The sequence below is a fragment of the Nocardia sp. NPDC003726 genome, assembly GCF_053586955.1.
This window is the reverse complement of sequence record NZ_JBSFNF010000013.1, coordinates 59,247-85,249: the sequence shown is the minus strand read 5'-3', so window position 1 is coordinate 85,249 and position 26,003 is coordinate 59,247. Positions and strand designations below refer to the sequence as shown.

Sequence of the window (26,003 nt, the reverse complement as noted above, 5' to 3'; positions counted from 1 at the left end):
GCGGTCGCCCCACACCGGCCCCGCAGGGTCGCCACTAGCCGAGCATGGTGACCACTTCGTCCAGCGACGCCCCGCCGAGGATCGCCGTGACCGGGAGTTCGCGCCGCAGTTCCGCTTCGATGCGCTTGCGCAGATCCAGCGCCTGCAGCGAGTCGAGGCCGAGCGCCACCAGCGGCATCGATCCGTCGATCGACTCCGAGGTGTCCATGCCCATCACCGCGCGCAGGGCGAACCGGACCCGTTCCGCGGTGTCGGCGCCGCCGGGTTCGGGCACGTCCTCCGGCTCTGGCTCTGGCGCCGCCTCGACCTGCGGTGCGACGGTCCGCGTCTCGGGAACCCGCGCCAGCTCCGGCAGCGGCTCGACCTCGAGGCCCGCGAACAGCGGACCGAAGCCGAAGATCGTGAAGATGTCCGCGATCCGCTCCCAATCCGCCGCCGCGACGATGACGTTCTCCGCCGCCGTGGTGATGCCCGCGGCGGTCGCGGCCGCCGGGTTCATCGGCGCCAGGCCGGTGCCGCTGATCTTCGCCAGCGCCTCGGCCTGATCCGCTCCGACCTCGCGCCACAAGCCCCACTGCACCGACGAGCACGCGACGCCGCGACCGCGATACCGCGCCGCGGCGGCATCGAGCATGCGGTTGACCGCCGAATACAGCAGGTGACCTCGCCCGCCGATGGTCGCCGACAGCGACGAGCACAGCACGATCCGGCCCGCCTCGCCGCGCGGCAGATGCCGCACCAGATGGTCGAGGGCCACGATCTTCGGCGCGGCGGCCGCGCGCACGGCCTCCGGGCCGGGCTCGGCCGCGGCGACGTAATCGACCGCGGCGTGCACGATCAGGTCGATGGGCGTGTCGCGATAGTCCGCGGCCAGCGCGGCCACGGCCGCCTCGTCGCGCACATCGCAGGCCCGCACGACGATCTCGGCGGGCCCCAGTTCGCCGATGCGCGCGATCCGGGCGCGCACCTCCGGCGATCCGCCCGACCGGCCGAGCAGGGTGATTCGTTTCGCGCCCGCGCGCACGAACTGCTCGCAGAAGTCCAGTCCGAGTTTGCCGGTGCCGCCGGTGATCAGCACCTCGGCGAGCCGGTCGTCGTGCAGCGGCTCGGGTGCTGAGTCGTCGGCGATCAGGCGTTTGGCGTAGACGCCGTCCTCGCGCAGCGCGAGTTCCGGCTCGGCCGCGGTGTGGATCGCGCCGATCGCCTGCCGGGCCATGGCCGCGGCCGGTTGGTCCGCGGGCAGATCGAGGTGGCGCAAGCGCACGCCGAGATGCTCGGCGGCCAGGCAACGGAATCCCGCCTGGGCGGCGGCGCCGAACAGGTCGGGGGTGTCGGCGGCGAGCACCTGTTCCCCGCCGACGGTCACCAGCCAGGCATCGCCCACCCCGGTCAGGTCGGGCAGCCAAGCGCTTCCGCCGACGAACTCGGCCAGCGCCGTGACGGCGGACTCGATCTCGCCGTCGCTCGGCGCGGGCGCGAGCACGAGGACGGTGTCGAAAGCCACGCTGCCGCCGTCGTGATCGACGACCGGCACGCCGTGCCGGGCCGCGGCGGTCCGCAGGGCACCGGCCAGCTCCGCGCAGCGTCCGGTGCCGTCGACGATGGCCACCGTGCGTGGCGGCACCAGGGTGCGCGCGGGCAGCCGCACCCACGTCTCCCGCACCCGGGCCGGGGGCGCGGTCGGCGCTTCCGGCGTGGTCGTCGGTCGCGCGACGCTCTCGGTCCGCTCGTACGGCGCCCAGAGGTGTTTCTCGTTCATCCGGGTGTTCGGGAAGTCGAGCAGCGGAAGTCCTTCGCGCGCATGGGATTTCACGCGCAAGGCCGACCAGTCGTATCCGGCGTCGTTGACCGCGACGGTCGCGAGGTTGCGGGTGAAGTCCTCCAAGCCCTCGGCGGTGCGGCGCGAGGTGCCGATCACCTGGAAATCACGCTGGACGGTCGCGGTGCCCAGGTTCTCCATCAGGGCCAGTACCAGCGCCGGATGCTCGGAGATCTCGATGAACGTATCGACGCCGCTGTCCACACCGGCGGCGATGGCCAGATCGAATCGCACGCGGTTGCGCAGGTTCCAGTACCAGTAGTCACCGACCGGCAGGTCCGGGGTGATCGCGGCGCCCAGCGTGCCGCCGATGCATTCGATGTCGGTCGCGGCGAACTGCGCGCGATCCAGCTTGTCCACCAGCGTGCTGTCGCAGAACTCGTCGCGGAACTCGCTGACCACCGAGGTGTGCGCCGGATAGGCGACGCGGATCTCCTTGGCGAACTTGCCCTGGGCGGTCAGTTCGGCGACCATCTCGCCGACCGTCGAGCGATCCCCGCCGATCACCAGCACGTGCGCCGAATTGATCACCGACAGTTCGGCGAATCCGGAATTGCGGGCCAGCAGCGCCTCGCATTCCTCCCGATCGATGCCGAGCACGGCCATCGAGAACACCCGGCCCTTGGTGCGTTCCTGCTCGCCCAGGGTATCGACGAGCCCGCCGCGCAACGTGACCACGCGCACCGCGTCGGCCAGCGGCATCACCCCGGCGACCACGGCCGCCGCCAGCTCGCCCTGGCTGTGGCCGATGGTCACGGCGGGGCGAACGCCGGCCGCCTGCCACATCGCGGCGAGCCCGAGCATCTGCATCAGCAGCGCGGGCTGCACGGTGCGCAGCACGTCGTCGGAGAGGGAGTCGTCGAGCAGGTACTCCAGGGGGGACAGCTGGAACAGCTCTTGGAACACCAGATCGCATTCCTCGACCGCCGCGCGGAATTCCGGCGACTTCTCGTAGTAGAGCTTGCCCATGCCCGCCCGCTGGCTACCTTGACCGGGGAACACGAATCCGATCCTGCGCGCGCTCGCCGCGGCGCTGTTGCCGAGCACGGCGGGGTGCGGCTGCCCCGCCGCCACCGCGCGCAGCGCGTCGGTCAGTTCCGCGCGGTCGCGCACCATGGCCAGCGCCCGATGCCGTCGCGCCGATCTGGTCCGCAGCAGCATGTCCGACACCTGATCCGGCGTGACGCCGGGCCACCGTTGCAAGTAGGCGAGGATCGCGGCGGCCTCGGCGCGCAGCGACTCGACGCCGTCGGAGGACAGCAGGACGGGAATGCTGCCGTCCGGAAGCCGGTGACTAGACATGGATCTCCTCCTCCAGCGCGGGCATGGCGATGACGGCGTGCGCGTTGGTGCCCGCGACACCGAACGAGGAGACCGCCCCGTAGCGGACGCCGTCGCGCGGAGCCCAGTCCGACAGCCGGTCGGCCAGGCGTAGGGAGGCGGCGTCCCAATCCACCTCCGTGGTCGGTTCCTCGGCGAACCTGGTCGGCGCTATCCTGCCGTGCAGGCCGCTGAGCAGCACCTTGATCAAGCCGAGCATGCCCGAGGCGGCTTGTGCGTGACCGAGATTCGACTTCACCGAACCGAGCAGCGGCCCCGCGTCCGCACCCGCGCCGTACACGTTCTGCAAGGCGACCAGCTCGATGGGATCGCCCACCGCGGTGCCGGTGCCGTGGCCCTCGATCATCCCGACGTACTCGGCCGGGATGCCCGCCGCCGCGACCGTCTTGCGGATCAGCCGCTCCTGCGCGGCACTGCTGGGCACCGCGATCGGCGCGCCCTTGCCGTTGTGGTTCACCCGGGTGGCCAGCACCCGGCCGTAGATCCGGTGCCCGAGTTCGCGCGCTCGCGACTCGCGTTCCAGCACGACCACACCCGCGCCCTCGCCCCACAGCGTTCCTTGCGCGTGCGCGGAGTAGGGCCTGCACTGACCGTCCGGCGCGAGCGCGTTCGCCCTGGCGAACTCGAAGAAGCCCGCCGCCGAGCCCATCACGCAGACGCCGCCCGCCAGCGCCCATTCGCACTCGTCGGCGCGGATCGCGTTGGCCGCCAAGTGCAGCGCCGACAGCGACGAGGCGCACGCGGTGTCCACGCTGATCGAAGGGCCGACCAAACCGAGCACATGCGAGATCCGGCCCGCCGTCGCACCGAGCGCGGCCCCGGTGGCCCGATAACCGGTGTATTCGTTCGGTTCGTCGCCTCGTGGACCGTACTCGGTGTACGAAACGCCCATGAAGCAACCGGCTTCCGCACCGGCGAGCGCGTCGGGGTTGACGCCGGTGTTCTCCAGCGCCCGCCAGGCCACCCGCAGAGCGACCCGGTGCTGCGGGTCCATCGCCACCGCCTCACGCGGGCTGAGCCCGAAGAACGCCGGATCGAAGTGCGCCGCGCCGGTGAGGAATCCGCCCGCGTCCGCGATCCGGCCCCATCCGTCGGTGTCGGCCATGCCCATCAGTCGTTCCACGGGCCAGCCACGGTCACGCGGGAACGGCCCGATCAGGTCGCGCGACTCGGCCAGCGCCGTCCAGTAGTCGCCCAGCGTGTCGACGCCGCCAGGCGCTTCCACGGCCATCCCGACGATGACGATCGGATCTTCGTGGTTGTTCGCCGTCATCATGCCGCCGCTCGCTCGCCGGAGAGCACGTCCGTGATCGCCGGTACGTGATCGTGCAGATAGAAGTGCCCGCCGTCGAACATCGTCACGGTCAGGTCCTGTTCGGTGTGCGCGTCCCAGGCGAACAGATCGCCGATTCCGACGAACTCGTCCGCGCTGCCGCCCATGGCGTGGATGCGGGCGCGCACCGTCACGTCCTCGGGGCAGGTGTAGGCGTCGAACGCGGCGTAGTCGGCCTTCAGCGCGGGCAGCGCCATGCGCATCAGATCCCGGTTGGCCAACGCGTCCGCGCCGGTGCCGCCGAGCGCGCCGACGTGGTCGAGCAGCGCCTCGTCCTCGGTGGGATGCGGCGGCATGTCGGCGACCTGCCACGGGGCCACCGCGCCGGAGACGCCGAGCAGCCGTACCGGAACGCCCGCCGATTCGGCGAGCCGGGTGAATTCGAAGGCCACCATGGTGCCCATGCTGTGACCGAAGACCGTGACCGGGACATCCCGCGGCAGCGGCGAGCGGAGGTATTCGTCGAAGGCCTCCGCGGCGATCTCCTGAATCGTCTCCTTGACCGGCTCGCCCGCCCGGTCCTGCCGTCCCGGGTACTGGAAGACCACGACGTCGAAATGCTCGCTGAGCGCCTTGGAGAACGGCCGATAGGTCGATGCGCCGCCACCCGCGTGCGGGCAGATCACCAGCGGCGGGTTGCCCGCGGCGCGGGGTTTGTGGAATTTCCGGATCCATCCGGGTGAACTGGCCATCATTTCCTCACTGCCACATCCGGCGCATCACCAACATCCCGAGGTCGGCGTCGTCGACGACCTCGGTGTCGCCGATGCGGCGGTCGGGGTCGGTCGCGATCGCGCGCAGGGTGTTGCTGAACGCGGTCTCGATGATTCGGGCGTCGTTGTCGTCGAAGGAGTCCTCGGCGTAGAACAGCGCGACCTGCAGCGGTTCGCCCGGGAACAGCAGGTCGGCGGGGAAGATCATGAGCAGCAGCGCGTTGTCGGTGGCGCCGCGGCCCTCGAAGCCGGTCAGCTCGAGCCCGGCGCTGCCGAGCAGCCGCACCAGGTCCGCCCGCCCGGAGGGGTAGGACTGGAACACGAACATGCTGTCGAACAGCCTGCGCGCGCCCGCCGCGCGATTCGCCGAGGTGAGCCGGTACTGCTGGTACTCCATCAGTTCCCAGCGGCGCGACTGCATCTCGGTCAGTTGCGCCCGCCAGCTGCGGTCGGCGGGCAGTCCCACCGCGACCGGGACGGTGTTGACGAAGCACCCGATGGCGCTGTCCACCTCGTCGAGATCGGCGGGCCTGCCGGAGACCACCTCGCCGAAGACCGCCGCGTCGCCGCCGGTCACGAGGGCGAGCACGTTCGCCCAGGCCAGCTGGCACACCACGCTCACGGTGGTGCCGGTCGCCGCGGCCAGTTCGGCGAGGCCGCCGGCCACCTCGTCCGGCACCGGGAAGCGATGCAGCACCGGCATCGAGCCGCCCGGCACCCGGTTCGGCGCGACCAGGCACGGTTGCGCGGCGGCCAGATAGGCGTCCCACACCGCCTCCGTCCGCTGCTCGCGTTCCTCGGTCAGCCGCAGGAACTCCGCGAAGGTGGCCGGATTGCCCTGCGGCTCCTGCGCGGCGCGGCCCGCGTAGGCGGCGAAGATCTCCCGCGGCAGCAACTGGCCGGACCAACCGTCGGTGAGGATGTGGTGCGAGGTGAGCACGAGCATGTGCTCGGCGTCCGGCAGGTGGACGACGGTCGCGCGCATCAGCGGCCCGAGGGACAGATCGAACGCGCCCGCCTGGTCGGTGTCGAGGAAAGCGGTGAGGCGTTCGGCCGCATCTGCGTACCCGCTGTAGTCCACTTCGGCGACCGGGAAGTCCATCCGTTCGGCGATGACGGCGTACGGCTGACCGGCATGCGAGACCGATACGGCCATACGCAGATTGGGGTACCGGTTCAGCACCGTGTCCAGCGCGCCGGCCAGCCGCGGCACGTCCAGTTCACCGCGCACGGTGATGGTGGTCTGCACCGTGTAGGCGTCGCGGCCCGCCGTGCTCAGCGCGGTGAAGTACAGCCCGGCCTGCAGCGGGGCGAGCGGGTACACATCGACGTAGCGGCCGTAGAGCGCGCGCCAGCGGTCCAAATCCAGCTGCGTGACGTCGCGGGCCAGCACATCGCTCGGCGTGAGCCCGACATCGGGGTTGTCCCGCACGGCCGCGACCAGCTCGCGCAGCGCCGCCGTCCACAGCCCGGCGAACTCGCGCACCGCCTCCTCGGCCAGCGGGCCGGACGGGAACCGGAACGAGGCGTGCAGCGTCGGGGTGTCGCCGTCGAGCACGGCGACGGTGTTGACGTCCAGCAAGGCGGGAGCCTGCATCGAGTCGTCGGCGTGGCCGCCCAGATACCCGAATTCCGGTGCGGCGGCCCAGTCGTCGAGCGCGTCGGTCCGCGCGGGGACCGCGAACCGCCCCATGTAGTTGAAGCTCAGCTGCGGCGCGGGATACCGCTCCAGCGCCTGCCTGCCCACCGGGCTGAGGTAGCGCAGCAGGCCCCATCCGATGCCGGAATCCGGCACGGCGAGCAACTGCTCCTTGACCGCCTTCACCGCGGCCACCATGTCGGGCTCCGCCGCGCCCGCCGCGATGTCGAGCGCGACCGGATACGCCGTGGTGAACCAGCCGACGGTGTTGGCCAGATCCACACCGGGGAACAGCGTTTCGACGCGGCCGTGCCGCTCCATGGTGAGCGAGACCGTGTCGGCGTCGGTGTCCCTGGCCCGCCGGAACCGGTGGGTCGCGACGGCGAGCGCCGCCACCTGGATGTCCAGGAAGTCGCAGCCGAAAGCCTGTGCGGCGGTCGTCATCAAGTACTGGGTGTCGGCGGCGGTCAGCTCCGCGGTGACCTCGCGCACCGTGGCGACGGTGTCCAGCGCGCCGTCGAACGCGCGGGCGCCGAGCGGCGGATCGGGACGCTCGGCGACGGCCTGCCAAGCCGGGAGTCCGGCCACGATCGCATCCGACTGCGCCAGCCGCACCAGGTTGGTGTTCCACGTCTGCACCGAAGTGCCTTCATCGGACGCCCCGTCACCGGCCCACAGGTGACGCAGGTCGTCGGTGATGATTCGCCACGAGACGCCGTCCACCACGAGGTGGTGCGCGACGAGCAGCAGCCGCCCGGCGCGACGATCCGCGCTGCGCACCCACGCGGCGCCCACCATGCGACCGGCGGCAGGGTCCAGTTCGGCGCTCAGCTTGCGCAGCTGTTCGCGCAGCGCGGGCTCGGCGTCCTGTTCCCAAGCGGCATCGGCGATCTCGACTTCCGCCACGACCGGGTAGACGATCGGTTCGCCCGGAGTCGGGACGTAGTACGCGGGCGCGCCTTCCGGGCCGGTCGCGATGCGCGCCCGCAGCAGCGGATGACGGTCGATGATGCCGTTGATCACGGTCTGCAGCCGCCGCGGCGAGCTGTCCGCCGGAGTGACCACCGCGATCGCCTGGCTGTAGGCGGAGTGGTCGGCGCGCCGCTCGACGAGCAGCGTGGCGATCGGATTGAGCGGAATCCAGCCCGTGCCGTCGCCCACCTCGGTCAGCGCGGGCGCGGCGAGCGCGTCCAGCGGCTCGGTGGCGGCGGCGATCGCCGCGATGGTGCGCGCCTCGAACAGCGCGCTGGTCGTGATCAGCCATCCCCGCTTCTTCAGCGCCGACGCCATCCGGATCGCGGTGATGGAGTCGCCGCCGAGCGCGAGGAAATCGTCGTCGGCCGCGAGGTGGGTGTGCTCGGCGATGCCCAGCACCTGCCGCATCGCCTCGGCCACCGCCAGTTCGGCGCCCGCGCGCAGCGCCCGGCCCTGCCCGGTGCTGCCGCCCAGGTCGGGCACCGGCAGCGCCTTCCGGTCGAGCTTTCCGTTCGCGGTCAGCGGCAGCGCCGCCAGTTTCACCAGGGCGGAAGGGATCATGTAGTCCGGCAACCGCTCGGCGAGCTGCGCTTTGACGGCCTCGGTGTTCGCGGCGTCGGTACCCGCGGCGAGCGCCGATCCCGGCTCGGCCACGTAGTAGGCCACCAGCACCGTGTCCGTTTCGCGTTCGATCGCGACGGCGGCGGCCGAGGCGATGCCCGGCACCTGACGCAACACCGTGCCGACCTCGCCGAGTTCGATGCGGTGCCCGCGGATCTTGACCTGATCGTCGGCCCGGCCGAGGTATTCCAGGCTGCCGCTGGGATGCCAGCGCACGATGTCGCCGGTGCGGTACATCCGCGCGCCGGGCTCGTCGGCGAACGGGCAGGCGACGAAAGCGGCCGCGCTCAGGCCGGGCCTGCGGTGATAGCCCTGCGCCAGCTGGATCCCGCCGAGGTAGAGCTCGCCGGTGACGCCGGGCGGCACCTGACGCAGGTGCTCGTCGAGCACGTAGACGTTCGAATTCCACTCCGGCAAGCCGATCAACGCCGACCGGAACTCCTGCGGCCGCGCCAGCGCACCGGCGAAGTTCTCGTGGGTGAGGTCCATCGCGGCCTCGGTCGGTCCGTACAGGCTCAGCACCGTGCCGCCGAAGACCCGGCTGGTCTCCTCCACCAGCGGCGGCGGCACCGCCTCGCCACCGAGGTAGACGAAACGCATCGAGCGCAGCCGGTCCGGATCCGGTCCGGCGTCGAGGAAGGCGCGCACCACGCTCGGCACCAGCGACACCTGGGTGATCCGGTGCCGGTGGATGATCGCGGCCAGCGCCTCCACGTCGGCCTGCCACCAGTCCGGCGGCGGCAGCACCGTGGCCGAGCCGGTGCACAGCGCGTTCACCAGCTCGAACACCGACACATCGAAGCCGATCGGGGCCTTCTGCAGGATGCGCTCGGCTCCGAAGCCGAGATAGTCGCGCATCCACTGCACGTGGTTGGCGACCGCGCGATGGTTGATCACCACGCCTTTCGGCCTGCCGGTGGTGCCCGAGGTGTAGAGCAGGTAGGCGGCGTCCAGGGGGTGGATCGGGCGGGACAGCTCCACTTCACGGATCGGCGAATCGTCGTGGCCTGCGAGCTCGGCGACGGTTTCCGGCGCGTCCAGGTCGATCACCGCGATGCCTTCGACGGCCACGGTTTCCGCCGCGGCCAGCACCAGCAGGGCCGGCTCGGCGTCACCGAGCATGTACTCGACGCGATCGGCCGGATAGCTGGGGTCGACGGGAACATAGACCGCCCCGGCCCGCAGCACGGCGGCGAACGCCACCGGTAGTCGCTCGCTGCGTTCGGCGTAGACGCCGACGCGGTCGCCGTTGCGGACGCCGTGCGCGAGCAACAGTCTGGCGAATCGGTTGACCCGCGCGTCGAATTCGGCGTAGCTCAGTTCGATGTCGCCGAACACCACGGCGACGCGGTCCGGATGGGTCGCGGCCGAATGCCGGATCATCGCGTCCACGGTGTCCCGCTCGATCGGCACGACATCGCCGCGCGACCAGGTCCGCACGGCGAGTTCGTCCGACGGGGTCAGCACCAGCAGCCGGTCCACCGGCACATCGATCGCGGCGGCGGCCAGCGTCCGGTCGATGTAGTCGTGCAGCCGCTCGATGGTGGCGGCGTCGAAGAGATCGGTGCGATAGGTGATCTGCACGTCCACCCGGTCGGCGTGCATGAACGCCTCGACCGCGACGGGCAGCAGCGACGCGCCGTGGTCGGCCAGCTGCCAGCTGGTGACCGCGCCGGGCAACTGCGGGCCGTCGATCTTCTGGTGCAGGAACAGCACCATGGTGTCGAACAGCCGCGATCCGACATTGCCCGTCGCCTTGTTCACCGCGCGGACCAGCGCTTCCTGCGGGAAGTGCTTGTGCCGGAACGCTTCGGTGGTCACCTCGCGCACATGCTCGATCAGGTCGCCGAACGTGGCCGGGCGGTCGCCGCCGCGTACTCCGGTGAACCGCAGCGGCAGCATGTTGCTGAAGTTGCCGATCAGCAGCTCCATACCGGAGTCTTCCCGGTTGGCGACCGTGGTGCCGACGACGATCTCGGTCTGCCCGGTCATCTGGCGCAGCGCGACGTAGTACGCCGCCAGGAACACCGCGAACGGCGTCGCGCCACAACGGGCGCTCAGCGCACGGAGATTCGCGTCCGCGGTGGTCGTGAGCAGCCGGTCCAGCCGTGCGCCGCGCTCGGTGACAGTGACCGGCCGCCGGTTGTACGGCAGCTGGAGTTCGGGCACGTCGCCGTCGAAGCGCCCGGCCCAGAACGCCTCGTCGGCGGCGTGGTCCTGCTCGGCGAAACGATCCTGCTCCCACTCGGCGAAATCGGCGACCTGCAGGCGCGGCGGCTCCACCCGGATCGCACCGGCCAGCGCTTCCCGGTAGAACCGCTCCACGTCGCGCGACAACGCGGGCAGCGTCATGCCGTCCCAGGCGATGTGCTGGATCACCAGCACCACCGTCAGAGTGCGCGCGTCGGTGCGCGCGAACGTCAGCCGCATGGACGACTCGCGGGACAGATCGAAGCTCTCGTGCGCGGCCGCGGCGACCAGCGCGTCCAGTTCGGCGCGCGCCTGCGGCGCGGGCAGTGCGGTGAGATCGACCTCGCGCACCCGCGGCGGCAGGTCGGCGTGGATGAGCTGGTAGGGCTCGCCCTGCTCGTCGTTGTGGTAGGTGGTGCGCAGCACCTCGTGACGCCGCGCCAGCGCGAGGAAGGCGCGACGCAGCGCGTCGTCGACCACCTCGCCTTCGAAAGTGAGCGCGAGACAGAGGTTGTAGGCAGTGCTGTCCGGTGCGATCTGCAGATGCGCCCATACATAACGCTGCCCGAACGACAACGGCGCGCGGGCCGGGTCCCGGCGCACCGGCACCGTGGGCGCCGCGGCCAGCCCTTCTTCCGCGAGCCGGGCCCGCATCGCTTCCTGTAGCTCTTCCAGCGATCGCATCTGCGTCACACCAATCCTTGTGGGACAGAACCGAGCGGGTCGTCAGACCGCGGCGGGCTCGGGAACACTCACCTGCGCGAGTTCGAGCAGAATCCGGCTGACGCGCTCCAACCGGGCCGGATCCGCTTCCGCGGCACGCAGTCCGGCGGCGATCCCGCGCACCGTCCTGCCCTCGAAGACGCCGGTGACGCCGAAGCCGGACACCGCGAGCAGGCCGCGCACCTGACCGGTGAACGTGGTCGCCAGAATCGAATTGCCGCCCGCGTCGAAGAAGTCGGTGGCGACACCGATCCGGTCCACGCCGAGCACCTGGGCGGCGATGAACTCGACCGCCGCCTCCACCTCGTCGGCAGGCGGCACATAGGTGATGCGCGCCGCCGCGTCGTCCGCGCCCAGCCTGCGCCGGATCGCGGCGCGGTCCAGCTTGCCGTTGGCGGTCAGCGGGATGTCGGCCAGCACCTCGATGACGTCGGGGACCATGTAGGCGGGCAACAACTCCCGCAGTGCGGCGGCGACGGCGTCGGCGGTCACTTCGGCATCCGCGCGCACCGCAGCGGCCAGCCTGCCCGCCTCGGTGAGCAGTGCGACCGCCTCGTCCACGCCGGGCAGCGCGGCCAGCGCCGACTCCACTTCGCCCAGCTCGACGCGGTAGCCGCGGATCTTCACCTGGTGATCGGCGCGGCCGAGGAAGTCGACCGTTCCGTCCGGCAGGTAGCGGGCCAGATCACCGGTGCGGTACCAGCGCACGCCGTCGCGTTCGGCGAACCGTTCGGCGGTGCGCTCGGGATCGCCGCGGTAGCCGTCGGCGACGCTCGCCCCGCCGATCCACAGCTCGCCGGGCACCCAGTCCGGGCAGTCCTCGCCGCGCTCGTTGACCACGCGCAGCCGGACATTGGGCAGCGGGGCGCCGTAGGGGACGTTGTCCCATTCGGCGGGGAAGTCGTCGGTCACCTCGCACACCGTCGAGTGGATCGCGGTCTCCGTGGTGCCGCCGAGCCCGGCGAAGCGCAGACCGGGCACGGCGGCGCGCATCCGCTGCGCGAGTCGAGTCTTCACCCGATCGCCGCCGGTCAGCACGACGCGCAGCGAGCGAAGCTGTTGCGGGCTCGCGGTGTCGGCCAGCATGGTGACCAGGCCGGGCGCGCAGTTCAGTACCGTCACGCCCGCCTCGGCGATCAAGGCCGCCCATGCCGCGGCGTCGCGCTCGGTGTCGGCGTCCACGCAAGCCAGCGCGCCGCCATGGGACAGCGGGGCGAAGATGTCGTAGACGGACAGATCGAAGCCGAGCGCGGACAGGCCGATGGTGCGGTCGTCCGCGCCGATGCCGAACCGGGTGTCGATGGCGTCGATGGTGTTCGCCGCGGCGCGGTGGCTCACTTCGACGCCCTTGGGCTCGCCGGTCGAGCCGGAGGTGAACAGCACGTAGGCCACGGCGTTCGGGTCGGTGTCGTGCGCGCGGTCCAGTCGCGGGCCTGCGAGTGCGTCGGCGAGCGTCAGCCCGGTGACGCCATCGGGCAGCTCGGCCGGTTCGTCCAGCAGCGCCACGGAGACCGCGCCGCGCCGCAGGATGCGATCGCGCCGGGCGTTCGGTTGATCGGTGCCGATCGGCAGGTAGGCGGCTCCGGCCGCGAGCACGCCGAGCACGGCGGGTATCTGCCGGTGGCCCTTCGCCACGATGACGGCCACCGTGTCGCCGGGACGAACGCCCGCCGCGGTCAGCGCGTGTCCGACCGCGAGAGCTTGGTCCGCCAGTTCGCCGTAGCTGCTCGTCCCGCTGTCGCGCCAGTACAGCGCGATGCGCTCGGGGTGGTCGCGCGCCGCGTCGAAGAACGCGCCGTGCAGGGTGCGCGCGCCGAGGTCGGCGTCGGTGTCGTCGGCCGCGGCCCGGACCGCACGCTGGGCCGCGGGCAACTCGATGCGCAGATCCGCCGTCCAGTCGGCGTCCGGTTCGATCAGCGCCTCCAGCGTGCGACGGAACTGCTCGAACATGGCCTCGGCCACGCCCTCTGGCAGCGCGTCCCTGCGGATGTCCCAGTTCACCAGCAGGCCACCGGACAACTCCGCCACCTGGGCGTCCAGATCCACCTGCGGACCCTGCGACATGATCCACACCGGCTCGCCGAACACCCGGGTCACGCGCTCGGAGAACAGCTCACCGAGATCCAGGCCCGAGGTGAACACCACCGACGGGGTGACCGGGGCGCCGCGCTCGCGGCCGAGGTCGCGCAGCACGTCCAAGCCCTCGTAGGCGGAATGCGCCGCGCAGGTGTGCAGTTCGCGCTGCAACCGCTTGGCCCGCGCCACCATCGACTCGGTCTCGCGTGCGTCCACGTCCACCAGCACCGAGTTGGTGAAATCGCCCACGACCCGGTCGATGTCGTCGTGCAGCGGTTCGCGGTTGAACAGCGGCAGGTTGAGCAGGAAGCGCTGCCGCGCCGACCAGCGCGCGATGGTCTCGCTGAACACGGTGGCCAGGGCGACCGCCGGGGTCACGCCGTTGCCGTGGGCGTTCGCGTGCAATCGCGCCTTCGCCTCGGCGTCGAACCAGTGATGCAGGCGGATGCTGCGCGACGGGTCGGGACGATCGCTCTCCGGCACCACCGGCAGCGAGGGGATGTCGGGCAGGTCGCCGATCTTGTCCGCCCACCACCGCGCGTCGGCCGAGTTGTCCTTGGCGGTGCGCTCCTTCGCGGCGAGGTACTCGCGGAAGGTGCAGCCGATGGGCGTCAGCGCATCGTCGTCGGCCTCGTACAGCGCGGCCAGATCGTCGAGAATCCTGCGGTAGCTCTGGGCGTCCGCGGCGACCATGTCCACATCGAGATGCAGCCGGTGCTTTCCGCCCGGCAGGACGGTGACCGCGATGTCCACCACCTGACCTGCCGCGACGTCCATGCGCTGGTGGCTCTTGTCCTGCCGGATCCGCTCCAGCTCGGCTTCGATCGCGCCGGTGTCGTGGCCGTCGCGCAGGTCGTTCGCGTGGAAGACCGGCACCAGCGGCTCGGGCAGAATCCGCTGGGTGCCGCTGTCGGAGAACTGGGCCCGCAGCATGTCGTGCCTGCGCAGCAGCCGCCCGACCGCGCGCCGCATACGGTCGGCTTCCAGTCCGGCGCCGTCGAATTCGACGTACAGGTGCGCGGCGACGCCGCCGAGCCGCTGGTCCTGCCTGCGGCCGACCCAGTAGGCGTGCTGCATGGTGGCGAGCGGGAATTCGTCCGACTCGGGGGCGCTTTCGGTCGTGGGGGCCTGCGCCGCGGCCTCGGTTGCGGTTTCCCCGGCCCGGCTCGCCGCGAGCAGTTCGGCCCACGCGGCGATGGTCGGTTGCAGTGCCAGATGGGAGCTGCGCACGTCGTAGCCCTGCTTGCGCCATTGCGCGGCCAGACGCATCAGCTTCATCGAGTGCATGCCCAGACCGACGAGATCGTCGTCGTCGCCGATGGTTTCCGGAGCCACTCCCAGGTCCGTCGCAACGATCTCGCGAACTTCCGCCTTGCCGAGCATCAGACTCCTCACCGCACCGAACACCGGCCTGCGCATTTCAAAGGCAAGCCTTGCCTAACTTAATGGATCCTAACCCATAGACCCCGTCATGCGGCAGAGTGTGGTTTGCCTAACCTACGCACGCACCGTTCCGGCTCCGGCATTCACCCGGCTACCTCCGGATCGGCGAGGACCGCCGTCCAGCGCGTCAAGCGCTTTTCGACCTCGGCCTCGTCGAACACCGCTGAATTCACGTCGAATTGAGCGACCAGCACCGGCCCGTCCGCCCTCGGCACCACCGCTGTGGTGATGTCCACGGTGAAACGCAGCGGCAGATCCGGATGCGCCGCGATGCCGAACTCGGCGGTGAACTCCGCCAGCGGCGCGGGTGTCCACGGACCGGAGCCGAATCGCAAGAGATCGAACCGGCCGAGGTGATTGAGGCGCAACTGGCCGCGCGCGTCGAGCGTGCGCTCCCGCACCGGGGCCGCGCCCGAGCCGGGAGTCCACGCCTGGGCCGCGGCGAGCGGAACGAGCACGGTCTCTTCGACGGTGAACCAGCCGACCTGCCTGCTGTCGTCGTCGGCGGGCCTGCCGTGCGATTCCCTGGTCACCGCGACCCGCCCGGCGGCGTCGGCGCTGTCGGCGAAGCCGCGCGCACAGGCCAGCAGCAGGAAATCCTCCAGCGGCACGTCGTTCTCGGCGGCGGCGTCCAGCAGCCGGGCGGTCCGCCGCGCGTCCAGCTCGACCACCCGCTGCCACGCCTTGCCCGCTCGATCGACGGCGGGGTCGGTCAACCTGCCGCCCAGTGGCGTGCCCAGTATCGGCGGGGTCGCCGCTGGCGCGTGGATCGGCCCCGGCTCGGGCCTGGACTCGTTGACCGGCGGCTGCCCTTCGGCGAGCCTGCGCAGGTCGTCACCCAGGATGAGCCAGGAGACCACGTCCACCGCGAGATGGTGGATCGACAGCAGCAGCCGCTTGCCTTCCCGGCCGTTCAGCAACGTGGCGGCCATCATGCGGCCTGACTCGGGGTCGAGCCGGTCCACCGTGGCGGCCAGCCGGGCCGCCGCGGCGCCCGATTCGTCGTCGGCGATCTCGAATTGCTCCGCGACGCCGGAGGATTCGCCGACCATCAGCACGGGTGTCCGCTCCGCCGTCCAGTCCAGCCGGGAGCGCAGCGTGGGATGCGCGGAGGCCAGCGCCTCCAGCCGGTCGACGATGTCGGCGGGCGTCGCGTCCACCGGCACCGTGAGCACTTGGCTCTGCGCCAGGTAGCGATAGTCGCCGTTGGCGATGATCTCGTGCGCGAGCGCGGTCAGGGGGATGACCGTACCCGCAGGCACCCGCGGCGCTTCCTCGGGTTGCTCCGCGCTCGACAGGACCGCCGCCAGCTGCCGCAGATCCGTCGCCGCGAGCACGTCCTCGGCGCGCACCCGGAAGCCCGCGCCGCGCAGGCGCGACACCAGATCGATGACGCCGATGCTGTCGATGCCGAGGTCCAGCAGGCTGTCGTCGAGTCCGACCCCCGCGGTGGCGTCGCCCATCGCGGCGATCACCTCGAGCAGCGCGCGCTCGGTCTCGGTCGCGGGCGCACCGCCCCGCGTTTCGCGCGCGGGCCGGGCGAGCAACGCCGTCGCCGCCTGCACGTCGAGCTTGTCGTTGCGATTCAACGGAATCCGATCGACGTGCACGATGCGGCTCGGGACGAGGAATTGGGGCAGCCGCCGGGCGAGCGCGGCGCGGATCTCCTCGACCGAGCGATCCGCGACCACCAGCGCGCCGAGCCTGGTCCGGCCGTTCTCGACGAACGCTAGCGCCGCCGCCTGCTCGACGCCGCGCAGTTCCCGCAGCACCACGGTGGCCTCGTCCGGCTCGACCCGGTAGCCGTTGATCTTGACCTGACTGTCGGCCCGTCCCTCGTACACCACGGTCGCCGCGTCGGTGCGCCGCACCAGATCACCGGTGCGATAGCGCCTTCCGCGCGGCCCCGCGACGAACGCCGCGGCGGTGGTGCCCGGCCTGCCGAGATAGCCCAGCGCGAGCTGCGGCCCCGAGAGGTACAGCTCCCCGTGACCGCCCGGCGGCACCGGGCGCAGCCGATGATCGAGCACTTCGGCGGTCATGCCGTCGAACGGACGTCCGATGGTGGGCGCCTCGTGCTCGAGCACGTCGGCCATCAGCGCTTCCACCGTGGTCTCGGTGGGCCCGTAGAAGTTGATCACCCTGGTGCCGTCGAGCGCGCGCAACCGCGCCCAGGTGTCGAGCGAGATGGCCTCGCCGCCGAGCGCCAGCACCCGCAGCGGGCAGTGCTCGCGACCGTCGCGCTCGAGGAAGAGCCCGGAGACGATCAGCCTGCTCAGCATCGACGGCGACGTGTCGAAGACATCGATGCGATGGCGTTCGATCGCCGCGACCACCTGTTCGGCGTCCGTGCGCACCTTGTCGCCGAGCAACACGACGGTGTGCCCGCTCAGCAGGGCCACCGTCGGCTGCCATGCCGCGTCGAAGCCGGTGGACCAGCCGTGCCCGACGCGCAGCCGCCGTCCCGCCTCCGCCGCCACCGGCGCGAGGATGCGGCGCTCGTGGTTCGCCCAGTGGTTGAGCAGCGCGCCGTGGGACACCGCAACGCCTTTCGGCCTGCCGGTGGTGCCGGAGGTGAAGACGGCGTAGAACGGCGTGGTCGGGCCCGGCCGTGGTCCCTCGGCGGGACGTCGCTCGCGGTCCCCGGCCAGGTGCAGTTCGCCGTGCGGGCCGGTACCGGCATGCCGCACGTCCGCGCACTCCGCGAGCACATCGCCGAAGGCTTGATCGGCGAGCACGACTCGCGCACCGGACGTTTCCAGGATGTAGGCCAGCCGATCCGCGGGCGTAGCGGGATCGACGTGCACGCACAGCGCGCCGATCCGCCCGATCGCGAACGGAGCGTGCAACACTCGGCGATCCCGTGGCAACACGACGGCGACCGCGTCACCGGCGCGCACTCCGGCGCTGCACAAGCCTTCGGCCAGTGCCGTGACGGCGGCGGCGAATTCGGTGAACGTCTGTTCGCCGTCCTCGTCCACCACGGCGACCGCGTCACCCGCGCGCGCGGCCGCGGCGAACAACGCGTCCGGCACCGTCGGATGTTCCGCCGCGCGCGGCACGGGCGCGACCAGGGCCGCGGGTTCGTCGTCCAGCAGGATGTCCACGTCGCACGCGCGGGTCGCGGTCACCATGCGCCGCACCACCTCGGCGAAACGCCGTGCCAGCCGGTCCGGTTGGAATCGGGACACCAGGTCGGGCCGGACTTCGACCCGCACGATCAGCTCGTCTTGCTCGACCACCGGGACGACCGCGATCGGATAGTGGCTCGGCGAATCGACCCGCCGCGGCAGCATCGTCGCGCCGCCCGCCATCGGCATCCGTTCCGTCACGGCGCCCAGCGGCGTGTTCTCGAAGACCAGCAGGGTGTCGAAGAGCTGCCCGATACCGGCCTGACGGGTGATCTCGGCGACCCCCAGATACTCGTGTGCGCGCAGCAGGGCCACCTCGCGCTGCAGTTGCGCGCCGATCGCCGCCGGCGCGCGCTCGTCGGCGCGGACCCGGACCGGAATCGTGGTGACCAGCGCGCCGACCAGCCGGTCGGCGTTGGGCAACGAGGCGTCGCGGCCGGAGGTGGTCTGACCGAAGACGACATCGTCGCGGCCGGTCAGCCCGGAAAGCACTCGCGCCCAGGCCATTTGCAGCACGGTGTTCAGCGTCAGGCCGTTGCGCCGCGCCCAGCCGGTGACCGTCGCGGTGGACGCGCGATCCAGCCGGGTCTGCCCCAGCACCGGGATATCGGCCTGGGCGGGCGGGGCCAGCATCGGCATGGGGGCCAGCCCCGCGAGCGCTTCGCTCCACGCCCGCACCGACTCCGCGGTGTCGCGCGAGGCCAGCCATGCCGCGTGGTCGCGCAGCGGCGGAGCGGGCGGCAGGGTCGCGCCCGCCCCGGCGTGCAGTGCGATGAGGTCGGCGAACAGCAGCGGGATCGACCAGCCGTCCACGACGATGTGATGGGCGGTGCAGATCAGCTCGTAGTCGCGCGCGCCGACCCGTGCCGCGGTCACCCGGAACAAGGGGCCGTTGTCCAGGTCGATGCGCTTGCGGCCCTCCGCCCAGTACAGCAGCATGGCGGCGGCGGCGGGATCGTCGGCGTCGCGCAGATCCACCTCCTGCCAGCCGATCCGGCCCGCCGAGGTGATCACGAGCACCGGATGCGGCAGGCCGTCGGTGACCACCGCGCCGCCCAGATGGGGATAGCGGGTCAGCAATTGATCGAATGCGGTCCGCAGCGGCGCGATGTCGGCCAGGTTTTCGATCCGGACCGCGAAGGTGACCAGATACGGGTCCACCGGGCCGGACAGGGAACTGACCGAGTACAGACCGCGTTGCAGCGGAGAGAGCGCTACGACATCGAGGATTCGCGGTGCGCTCACGACGCGCCGAATCTCTTGCCGAGGGTGGCCAGCGCCGCGGGATCGAGGCCGGAGGCGGCCATCGGCGCGACAGTGGCGGTTTGCGGCTGCGCCGGCGCCGCGTCGGTCAGCTGCGACGCCAGCTCCTGGATCGACGGATGCGCGAACACTGTTTGCACGTCCAGCGCGTACCCCTGCTCCCCGAGTTCGGTGACCAGGCGCAACGCGGCGATGGAGTCGCCGCCGAGTGCGAAGAACGTGTCGGCGCGGCCGATCTCGTCATCGTCGTCGAACTCGAGCACCTTCCTGATCGCCGCCGCGATCAAGGTCTCCGCCTCGGTCTGCGGCGGGCCGCCGAGACCAGGTCCGCCGAACCCGTCACCCGCTGCCGCTGCCGCGAACAGCGCGATCTCGGCCTGCTCGTCGCGGCCCTGCGCGAAGGCGGCGCACAGCGCCTCCAGGTGGGCGGCGAACTCGCCCGCCGCCGCGAAGGCGGAAGTGAACTCGATCGTCACGGTGGCGTCCTGCGCGCCGGTCACGACGTCGACGACCAGATCGACGCCGTGTGGACGGCCGGAGCGCCGCATCGTCTCCCGCACAGCGAAGTCGGCGGTCACGATGCCGGGCCGCTCGGCGCGCACCCCGAGCAGCGCTTGGAACAGCGCACCGGTCGTCACCGCCGCCGCGCCCTTCAGTTCGTGGGTGAGCCGCTCGATGCGGGCCGTCGCGTGCGCGCGGGCCTCGGCGAGGCGCTGCCCGGCGACCGCCAGCAGTTCGCGCGGTCCTGTGGTCGGATCGAGGCGCAGCACAAGGTGATTGGCGAAATTGCCGAGGCTGTGCTCGGTCTGATCGGTGCGGGCCGGATCGATGACGCCGATCAGGACGTCATCACCGAGGCCCGCGTCCCGCAGCGCCCGCGCCAGCACCGCGGCGAACGCCGCCGTCGTCTCCTGCTCGCCGCGCAGCGCCGACAGCGTCGCGGCGGGAACCGTGAAGCTGTGCCGCGTAGGGCCGGTGGCATCGCCCGGCACCGGCACAGCCCGCTCGGGCAGCTCCGCGAGCCGTTCGGTCCAGTAGGCCAGTTCGGGCGCGTCCCGATTGGCCAGGGCGCGCAGCTGCGTGGCGACGTACGCGCGGTACTGCGAGGTCGCCGGCTGCGCGGTGCCGAGTTCATAGGCCGCGAACAGCGCCTCGGTCAGCAGTTCGAGACTGCGGTCGTCGGCGGCCACCGGATGCACCGCGATCGAGACGACGGCGCGATCGCCCGAGTCGTAGCGGCGAATCCGGATCGGCAAGCCGCGCACCAGGTCGAATCGGTGCTCGGCGTCGGCGTGCAGCGCGGGGCCGAGCGCGGCGGCGTCGGCGTGGACCACCTCGACCACCGTGTCCGGCACCGGCAGCACACGCTGATACGGCATGCGCCGGTCGTCCGGGAAGACGCTGCGCAGAATCTCGTGCTCGGCCAGCAGCGCGGCCGCGGCCTGCTCGAAGGCGTCTCCGTCGAGTTCACCGGTGATCTCCAGCGCGACGAACAGATTGGCTGCGGGCACCCGGCGCAACCGTTCGGGCAGCAGCGCCGCCTGCTGTGCGAGCGACAGCGGCGTGCCCCGGTCACCGGTGGTGGCCCCGTTCACGGACGAATCCGACATTGCGTTCCTTCCTTACTTACCGACGGCCGCGAACGTCGGGTCGAGCTTGTCGAGCACGTACGGCACCGAAAGAGCCGTGGGGGTGTTGATGGCGCTGATGGTGGTCACGTCGACGAACGCGATGCCGTTGTTGCGCACCGACGGCAGCTCCGCGTATCCGGGCAGCTGCTTGAACTTCTCCGCGAATACCGGCATCGCGCCGCAGATCAGCAGGTCGGAGGTGAGGTCGCCGAGCCGCTCCGGCGACAGGGCCAACCGGCCGCCCGCGGGCGCCTCCTGCGCGATCTTCTGGGGGATGTCCATGCCGAGCCGGGTGAACAGCGCCGCCGAACCGTCCTTCGGGTCGGCGAGCACCATCAACTGGGCGGGACCGGTCAGCATGCAGGTCAAGAAGGTCTTGCCGCGCAGCTTCGGGTACTTGGCGCCGACCGCGTCGATGCGGGCCTCGACGTCGGAGACGACCTTGCTCGCCTCGGTTTCCCGGTGCAGCACCTTGCCGAGCGTGTTCACCTGATCGGCCCACCGGTCGACCTGCGCGCCCGGCGTCACCGGGCCGATGGTCGGAGCCAGCTTGGACAGCTTGTCGTACATCGCTTTGTCGACCATGAAGCCGGGCACCAGGATCAGGTCCGGCTCCAGCGCCGCGATCTGTTCGACGATGTCGCCGCCCATGCTCAGCGCCTTTGCCTGCGCGAGCGAGTCCGGCGCCCACGGGGGCTTGGACTGCGCGCCGATGGAGATGTTGTCGGCGAAACCGACCGGCGTCACCCCCAGCGCGAGCGTGGCGTCGAGCCATTGGTTGCCGAGGGTGACCACGCGCTGCGGGGTGCCGGAAACCTCGGTCTCCCCCAGGCTGTGCGTGATCTTCACCGCGCCGTCGGCGCTGTCGTCGCCGGTGCTGGAGCCGCAGGCCGCCAGCGAGCAGACCAGGCTCAGCGCGAGCGCGGCCAGACCCATCCGGCCGAGCGTGCCCCGGCGCGGACGCCCCGTAGTTCGGACCGTGTTCATTTCGTCAGCTCCTTGTCGAGATTCAGCCACCCGTCGGTGTCCCACCAGCCGCGATCACCGGTGCGGACCAGCCGGCCGCCCACCAGATAGGGGTCGGCGACCCACCGCGCCGCGTCGGCCGGCGCGCCGAGCCCGGCTCCGCCCACGTAGACATCGCCGATCACCCCGGGCGGCACCGGACGCCGCGCGGCGTCGAGCACCAGCACCCGCGCACCCGGAATCGGCCTGACCCGGCCGCTGCCGTCCAGCGGTCCCCTGGCCACCGGCCCGGCGTATTCGGGCACGCCGTAGCAGGCGACCGCGACCGAATCCGCCGACATCGCCGCCAGCCGGGTGGACAGCGTCGCGGGCGCGTCGACGCCCGCCACGTCCCAGCGCCGGACACTGGGCAGTTGCGGCAGTTCGTCCGCGAGCGCGACCGCGGTCACCGGCGCCAGCACCACGTGGGTCACCGCGTGCGCGGCGACGAGTTCGGCCAGCGCGACCGGATCGACCCGTTGCGCCTCGGTGGCGACCAGCAGACTGGCGCCGTCGGCGAGCGCGGCGAGCAGTTCCACAACGGCGCGCCGCGCGTCGCCGGTCACCGCGAGCAGCCGCACGTCGGGCGCGGCGAAGGCGGGATCGGCGCTGCGCGAGCGCTGGTGCGCGGCGACGGCGCGGCGATCGGCGACCGCGGCCGCGAGCGCGTCGTCCTCGCCGTGCGCGATCGTGCGCGCGAGCAAGGCGACCAGCGTGTCCACCGGATGCGTCGACGTCGCGCGCGGCGCGGCCAGTCGCTCGAAGAGCGCGTCGTAGGTGAGAGATTCGCCCGCGCACAGCAGGGCGCGACGCGGGCCTGGAACGGTGCGCGCCGAGCGGATCAACTCTTCGACGCCCGGCACGTCCGACAGCGCGACGCCGTTGGCCCACTCGCCGAGCACCCGCCTGCGCTGCTCCCCGCTCAGATCGTCGCGCGTTCCCGCGGAACTCGCTTCCAGCGCGGCGGCGAGCTCGGCGACCGTCGGGGTGTCGAACAGCACGCGGACATCGATCTCCACGCCGAACTCCTCCCTTATCCAGGCCAGCAGCCGATTGGCCAGCAGCGAATGCCCGCCGAGTTCGAAGAACGAGTCGTCCGCGCCCACTCGGTCCAGGCCGAGAATCCTGGCGTACTGCTCGGCGAGCCGGATCTCGCCTGCGGTGCTCGGTTCCCGGTACGCGTGCGCCGCGCCGCGCACCGGCTCCGGCAGCGCGCGGCGATCGAGCTTGCCGTGCGCGGTCAGCGGAATCTCCGCCAGGACCGCGAAAGCGGCGGGCACCATGTGATCGGGCAGGACGGCCGCCGCGTGCGCCCGGATCTGGTCGAGATCGATGTCGTCCTCGGCCGCCACCACGTAGGCGGCGAGCATCGGACCGATCGCGGCGTCGGTCACCGCGACGACCTCGCAGCGCGCCACCGCGGGATGGCCCGCGATGGCGGCCCGCACTTCGCCGAGTTCGATCCGGTGACCGCGCACCTTCACCTGTTCGTCGGCGCGGCCGACGAATTCGAGCACGCCCGCCTCGTCCCTGCGGGCCAGATCGCCGGTGCGGTACATGCGGCTGCCCGGCCGGTACGGATCGGCGACGAACCGCTCCGCGCTCGATCCCGGCCGGTCGAGATATCCGCGCGCCAATTGCGTTCCACCCAGATATATTTCGCCGACGACGCCGGAGGGCACCGGGTGCAGGCGAGCATCGAGCAGATAGACGTGGACGTTGCGGTTGGGCACGCCGATCGGCACGATCCCGGTGCCCTGCGGGCCGTCGACGGTGAAGTGCGTCGCCGACACCACCGCCTCGGTGGGTCCGTAGTGGTTGCGCAACTCGGCATCGAAGACACCCGCGAATCGGTCGGCGACCTCGCCGAGCAGCGCTTCCCCGCCGACCGGGACGTAGCGCAGCGCCTGCCACTCGCTGACTTCCGGCAGCATCAGGAACGTGCTCAACTGGGAGGGCACCATGTGCAGCACGGTCACACCGCAGCGTTCGATCAGGTCCGCCACGTACGGGATGTCCCGGAAGGCACCGGGTTTGGGGATCACCAGACTCGCGCCTACCGTGAGGGTCACGAAGATGTCCAGCAGCGAGGCGTCGAAACTCAGCGGCGCCGATTGCAGCAGCCGGTCGGCCGCGGTGATGCCGCCCTCCGCGGCGAAGCCGGTCAGGTGCTCGGCGAGCGCCGCGTGCGGCACCGGCACGCCCTTGGGCTTGCCGGTCGAGCCGGAGGTGTAGAGCACGTAGGCGAGATTGTCCGGCCGCAGCGGGCGCACGCGTTCGGCGTCGGTCGGCGCGTGCGACGGCAGGCCCTCGGCGGCCTGCTCGGCGGCCGCCAGCTCGTGCTGCCCGAGCCGCAGGCGGGGACCGGCCGCGCGATCGAGTGCGTCGACTCGATCGGCCGGGTCGGCGGGGTCGATCGGCAGGTAGGCCGCGCCCGCCGCGAGCACGGCGAGCACCGCGACGACGAACTCCACGGAGGTGGTCAGTCGCAGCACGACGACGTCCTCGGTCCCGATTCCCTGCCGGATCAGCCAGTGCGCCAGCCGGTTGGCCCGGCTGTGCAGCTCGGCGTAGGTGAGGGTGACCGGCGCCGTGTTCGCCAAGCCCGGCGCGATGATCGCGACCGCGTCCGGGGTGGCGGCCACGCGCCGTTGCAGCAGCGCGGGCACGGTGGTCGGCGGCGTGCCGACCAGTTCGCCGTGCGACAGCGCCGCGACGCGTTCCCGCTCCGCCGCCGGGAACAACTCGAGATCGCCCACCGCGCGGGTCGGCTCGGTCACCGCCGCGCCGACCAGATGCAGGTAGTGCCGCAGCAACTGCTCGACGACCGCGTCCGGCAGCAGGTCCGCGGCATATTCGGCTTCCAGGTGCACGCCCCGCTCGTCGAGCACCACGTTCAGGCGCAGCGGCAACTGGGCCACCGACCCGCCGAATTGCACTCCGTGCGCGGTGACGCCGTCGAAGTCGAATCCGCGCGCGCTCTCGCGCACCCCGAAACCGACGCTCACCAGCTGCTCCAGCCCGTCGCGTCCGTCGGCGCGATCCGGGTTGACCTCACGGACAACGCGATCGATGCCGACATGCTGGTGCGCGAATCCCGCCGCGCAGCTCTCGGCTACGAGCGCGACGAAATCGGCGAAGGAATGTTCCGGAGCGAACCCGGCGCGCAGCAGCAGCGTGTTGCCGAAGTACCCGATGGCCGACACCGCGGCGGGACCTCGGTTGGACACCGGCACCGCCACCAGGAAATCCGTCGCGGCGGTGTAGCGGTGGATCACCGTGTAGTAGGCGGCCAGCAGCACCGCGAACGGCTTGGTGTCGTAGTCGCCCGCGAAGGCGTACACCTGGTCCACGAGTTCGGCGGGCACGTCCAGCACTCGGTGGCCCGCCTGCCGGTTCCCCGTGCCCGCGAGCGGGGATCGGTTCGGCAGTTCCAGTGGTTCCGGCAGCGGCCGCAGCGTGCGGCGCCAGAACTCGACGGCGGCGTCCTCCGGCTCACCGGTGGTGCCGTGCACCGCGACGTCCACGTACTGGGTCGGCGTCGTCGCCGGCGCGCCGCGATAGGCGGCGTTGACCTCGGCGCGGAACACGCTCCAGGAGTCGTCGTCCCAGCAGATCGTGTGGATGACCAGCACGAAGACGAACTCCGCCGGGCCGGTGCGCAACAGCAGCAGCCGCAGCGGCGCGGCGCGGGTGAGGTCGAACGGTTCGCCGACCGCGCGGCGCGCCAGCACCTCGACCCGGCGGTTGCGGCTGGATTCCGGGAGATCGGCGATGTCGACTTCCAGCCACGGTGCGGACAGATCGTCGTGGACCAGCTGGTAAGGCTCGCCGTCCGGGCCGGATCCGTAAGTGGTGCGCAGGATGTCGTGCCGCGCCACCACGCGATCGACGGCCGCGCGCAGCCGGGCCGCGTCCAGCGGGCCGGTCAGCCGGTAGGCGAAACAGATGTTCAGGGTGGCGTCGTCGGGGTCCCTGGTCTGCAGGAACCAGGCCCGGCGCTGGCCCGAGGACAGCGGAACCCGCTCGTCACCGGCGCGGGCGGGCTCCGCGCCGTCGCGTAGACGCGCGGAATCGGCGATGGTCGACATGGCGGCGGA

The 26,003-nt window shown here is 71.6% G+C and carries 9 protein-coding genes; all 9 read right to left on the bottom strand.

Translation table 11 applies throughout. The annotated features are described in order from the left end of the window. Window positions 1–34 precede the first annotated feature (34 nt). The 9 genes from nbtC to ACWDMM_RS18900 all read right to left on the bottom strand — a co-directional run bounded on the left by nbtC (window position 35) and on the right by ACWDMM_RS18900 (window position 25,994). On the bottom strand, window positions 35–3,121 hold the full coding sequence (nbtC, locus tag ACWDMM_RS18940) for a nocobactin polyketide synthase NbtC (RefSeq protein ID WP_449938630.1): 3,087 nt from the start codon (window positions 3,119–3,121) through the stop codon (window positions 35–37). Beyond that, window positions 3,114–4,433: a beta-ketoacyl [acyl carrier protein] synthase domain-containing protein gene (locus ACWDMM_RS18935; protein ID WP_449938628.1), complete on the bottom strand. Its 1,320-nt coding sequence runs from the start codon at window positions 4,431–4,433 to the stop codon at window positions 3,114–3,116. The genes nbtC and ACWDMM_RS18935 overlap by 8 nt, the downstream gene beginning before the upstream one ends. Further along, on the bottom strand, window positions 4,433–5,185 hold the full coding sequence (locus ACWDMM_RS18930) for a thioesterase II family protein (RefSeq protein WP_357106701.1): 753 nt from the start codon (window positions 5,183–5,185) through the stop codon (window positions 4,433–4,435). The genes ACWDMM_RS18935 and ACWDMM_RS18930 overlap by 1 nt, the downstream gene beginning before the upstream one ends. 7 nt (window positions 5,186–5,192) lie before the next feature. Next, window positions 5,193–11,315: an amino acid adenylation domain-containing protein gene (locus tag ACWDMM_RS18925; RefSeq protein ID WP_449938710.1), complete on the bottom strand. Its 6,123-nt coding sequence runs from the start codon at window positions 11,313–11,315 to the stop codon at window positions 5,193–5,195. A gap of 42 nt (window positions 11,316–11,357) precedes the next feature. After that, window positions 11,358–14,813: a non-ribosomal peptide synthetase gene (locus ACWDMM_RS18920; protein ID WP_449938625.1), complete on the bottom strand. Its 3,456-nt coding sequence runs from the start codon at window positions 14,811–14,813 to the stop codon at window positions 11,358–11,360. Between the two features lie 143 nt (window positions 14,814–14,956). Further along, window positions 14,957–19,249 carry a non-ribosomal peptide synthetase gene (locus ACWDMM_RS18915; protein WP_449938623.1) on the bottom strand — a complete coding sequence of 1,431 codons (4,293 nt, stop codon included), beginning with the start codon at window positions 19,247–19,249 and terminating at the stop codon, window positions 14,957–14,959. Further along, window positions 19,246–20,877, bottom strand: coding sequence for a condensation domain-containing protein (locus tag ACWDMM_RS18910; RefSeq protein ID WP_195080359.1), 1,632 nt, complete (start codon window positions 20,875–20,877; stop codon window positions 19,246–19,248). Before ACWDMM_RS18910 ends, ACWDMM_RS18915 begins: the two co-directional genes overlap by 4 nt. Window positions 20,878–20,889: 12 nt before the next feature. Then, window positions 20,890–21,885 (bottom strand): ABC transporter substrate-binding protein, encoded by a 996-nt coding sequence (locus ACWDMM_RS18905; RefSeq protein ID WP_195080358.1) that lies wholly within the window; start codon window positions 21,883–21,885, stop codon window positions 20,890–20,892. Next, a complete protein-coding gene (locus ACWDMM_RS18900) occupies window positions 21,882–25,994 on the bottom strand; it encodes an amino acid adenylation domain-containing protein (RefSeq protein ID WP_449938620.1) in 4,113 nt (1,370 codons plus the stop codon). Before ACWDMM_RS18900 ends, ACWDMM_RS18905 begins: the two co-directional genes overlap by 4 nt. Window positions 25,995–26,003: the final 9 nt, after the last annotated feature.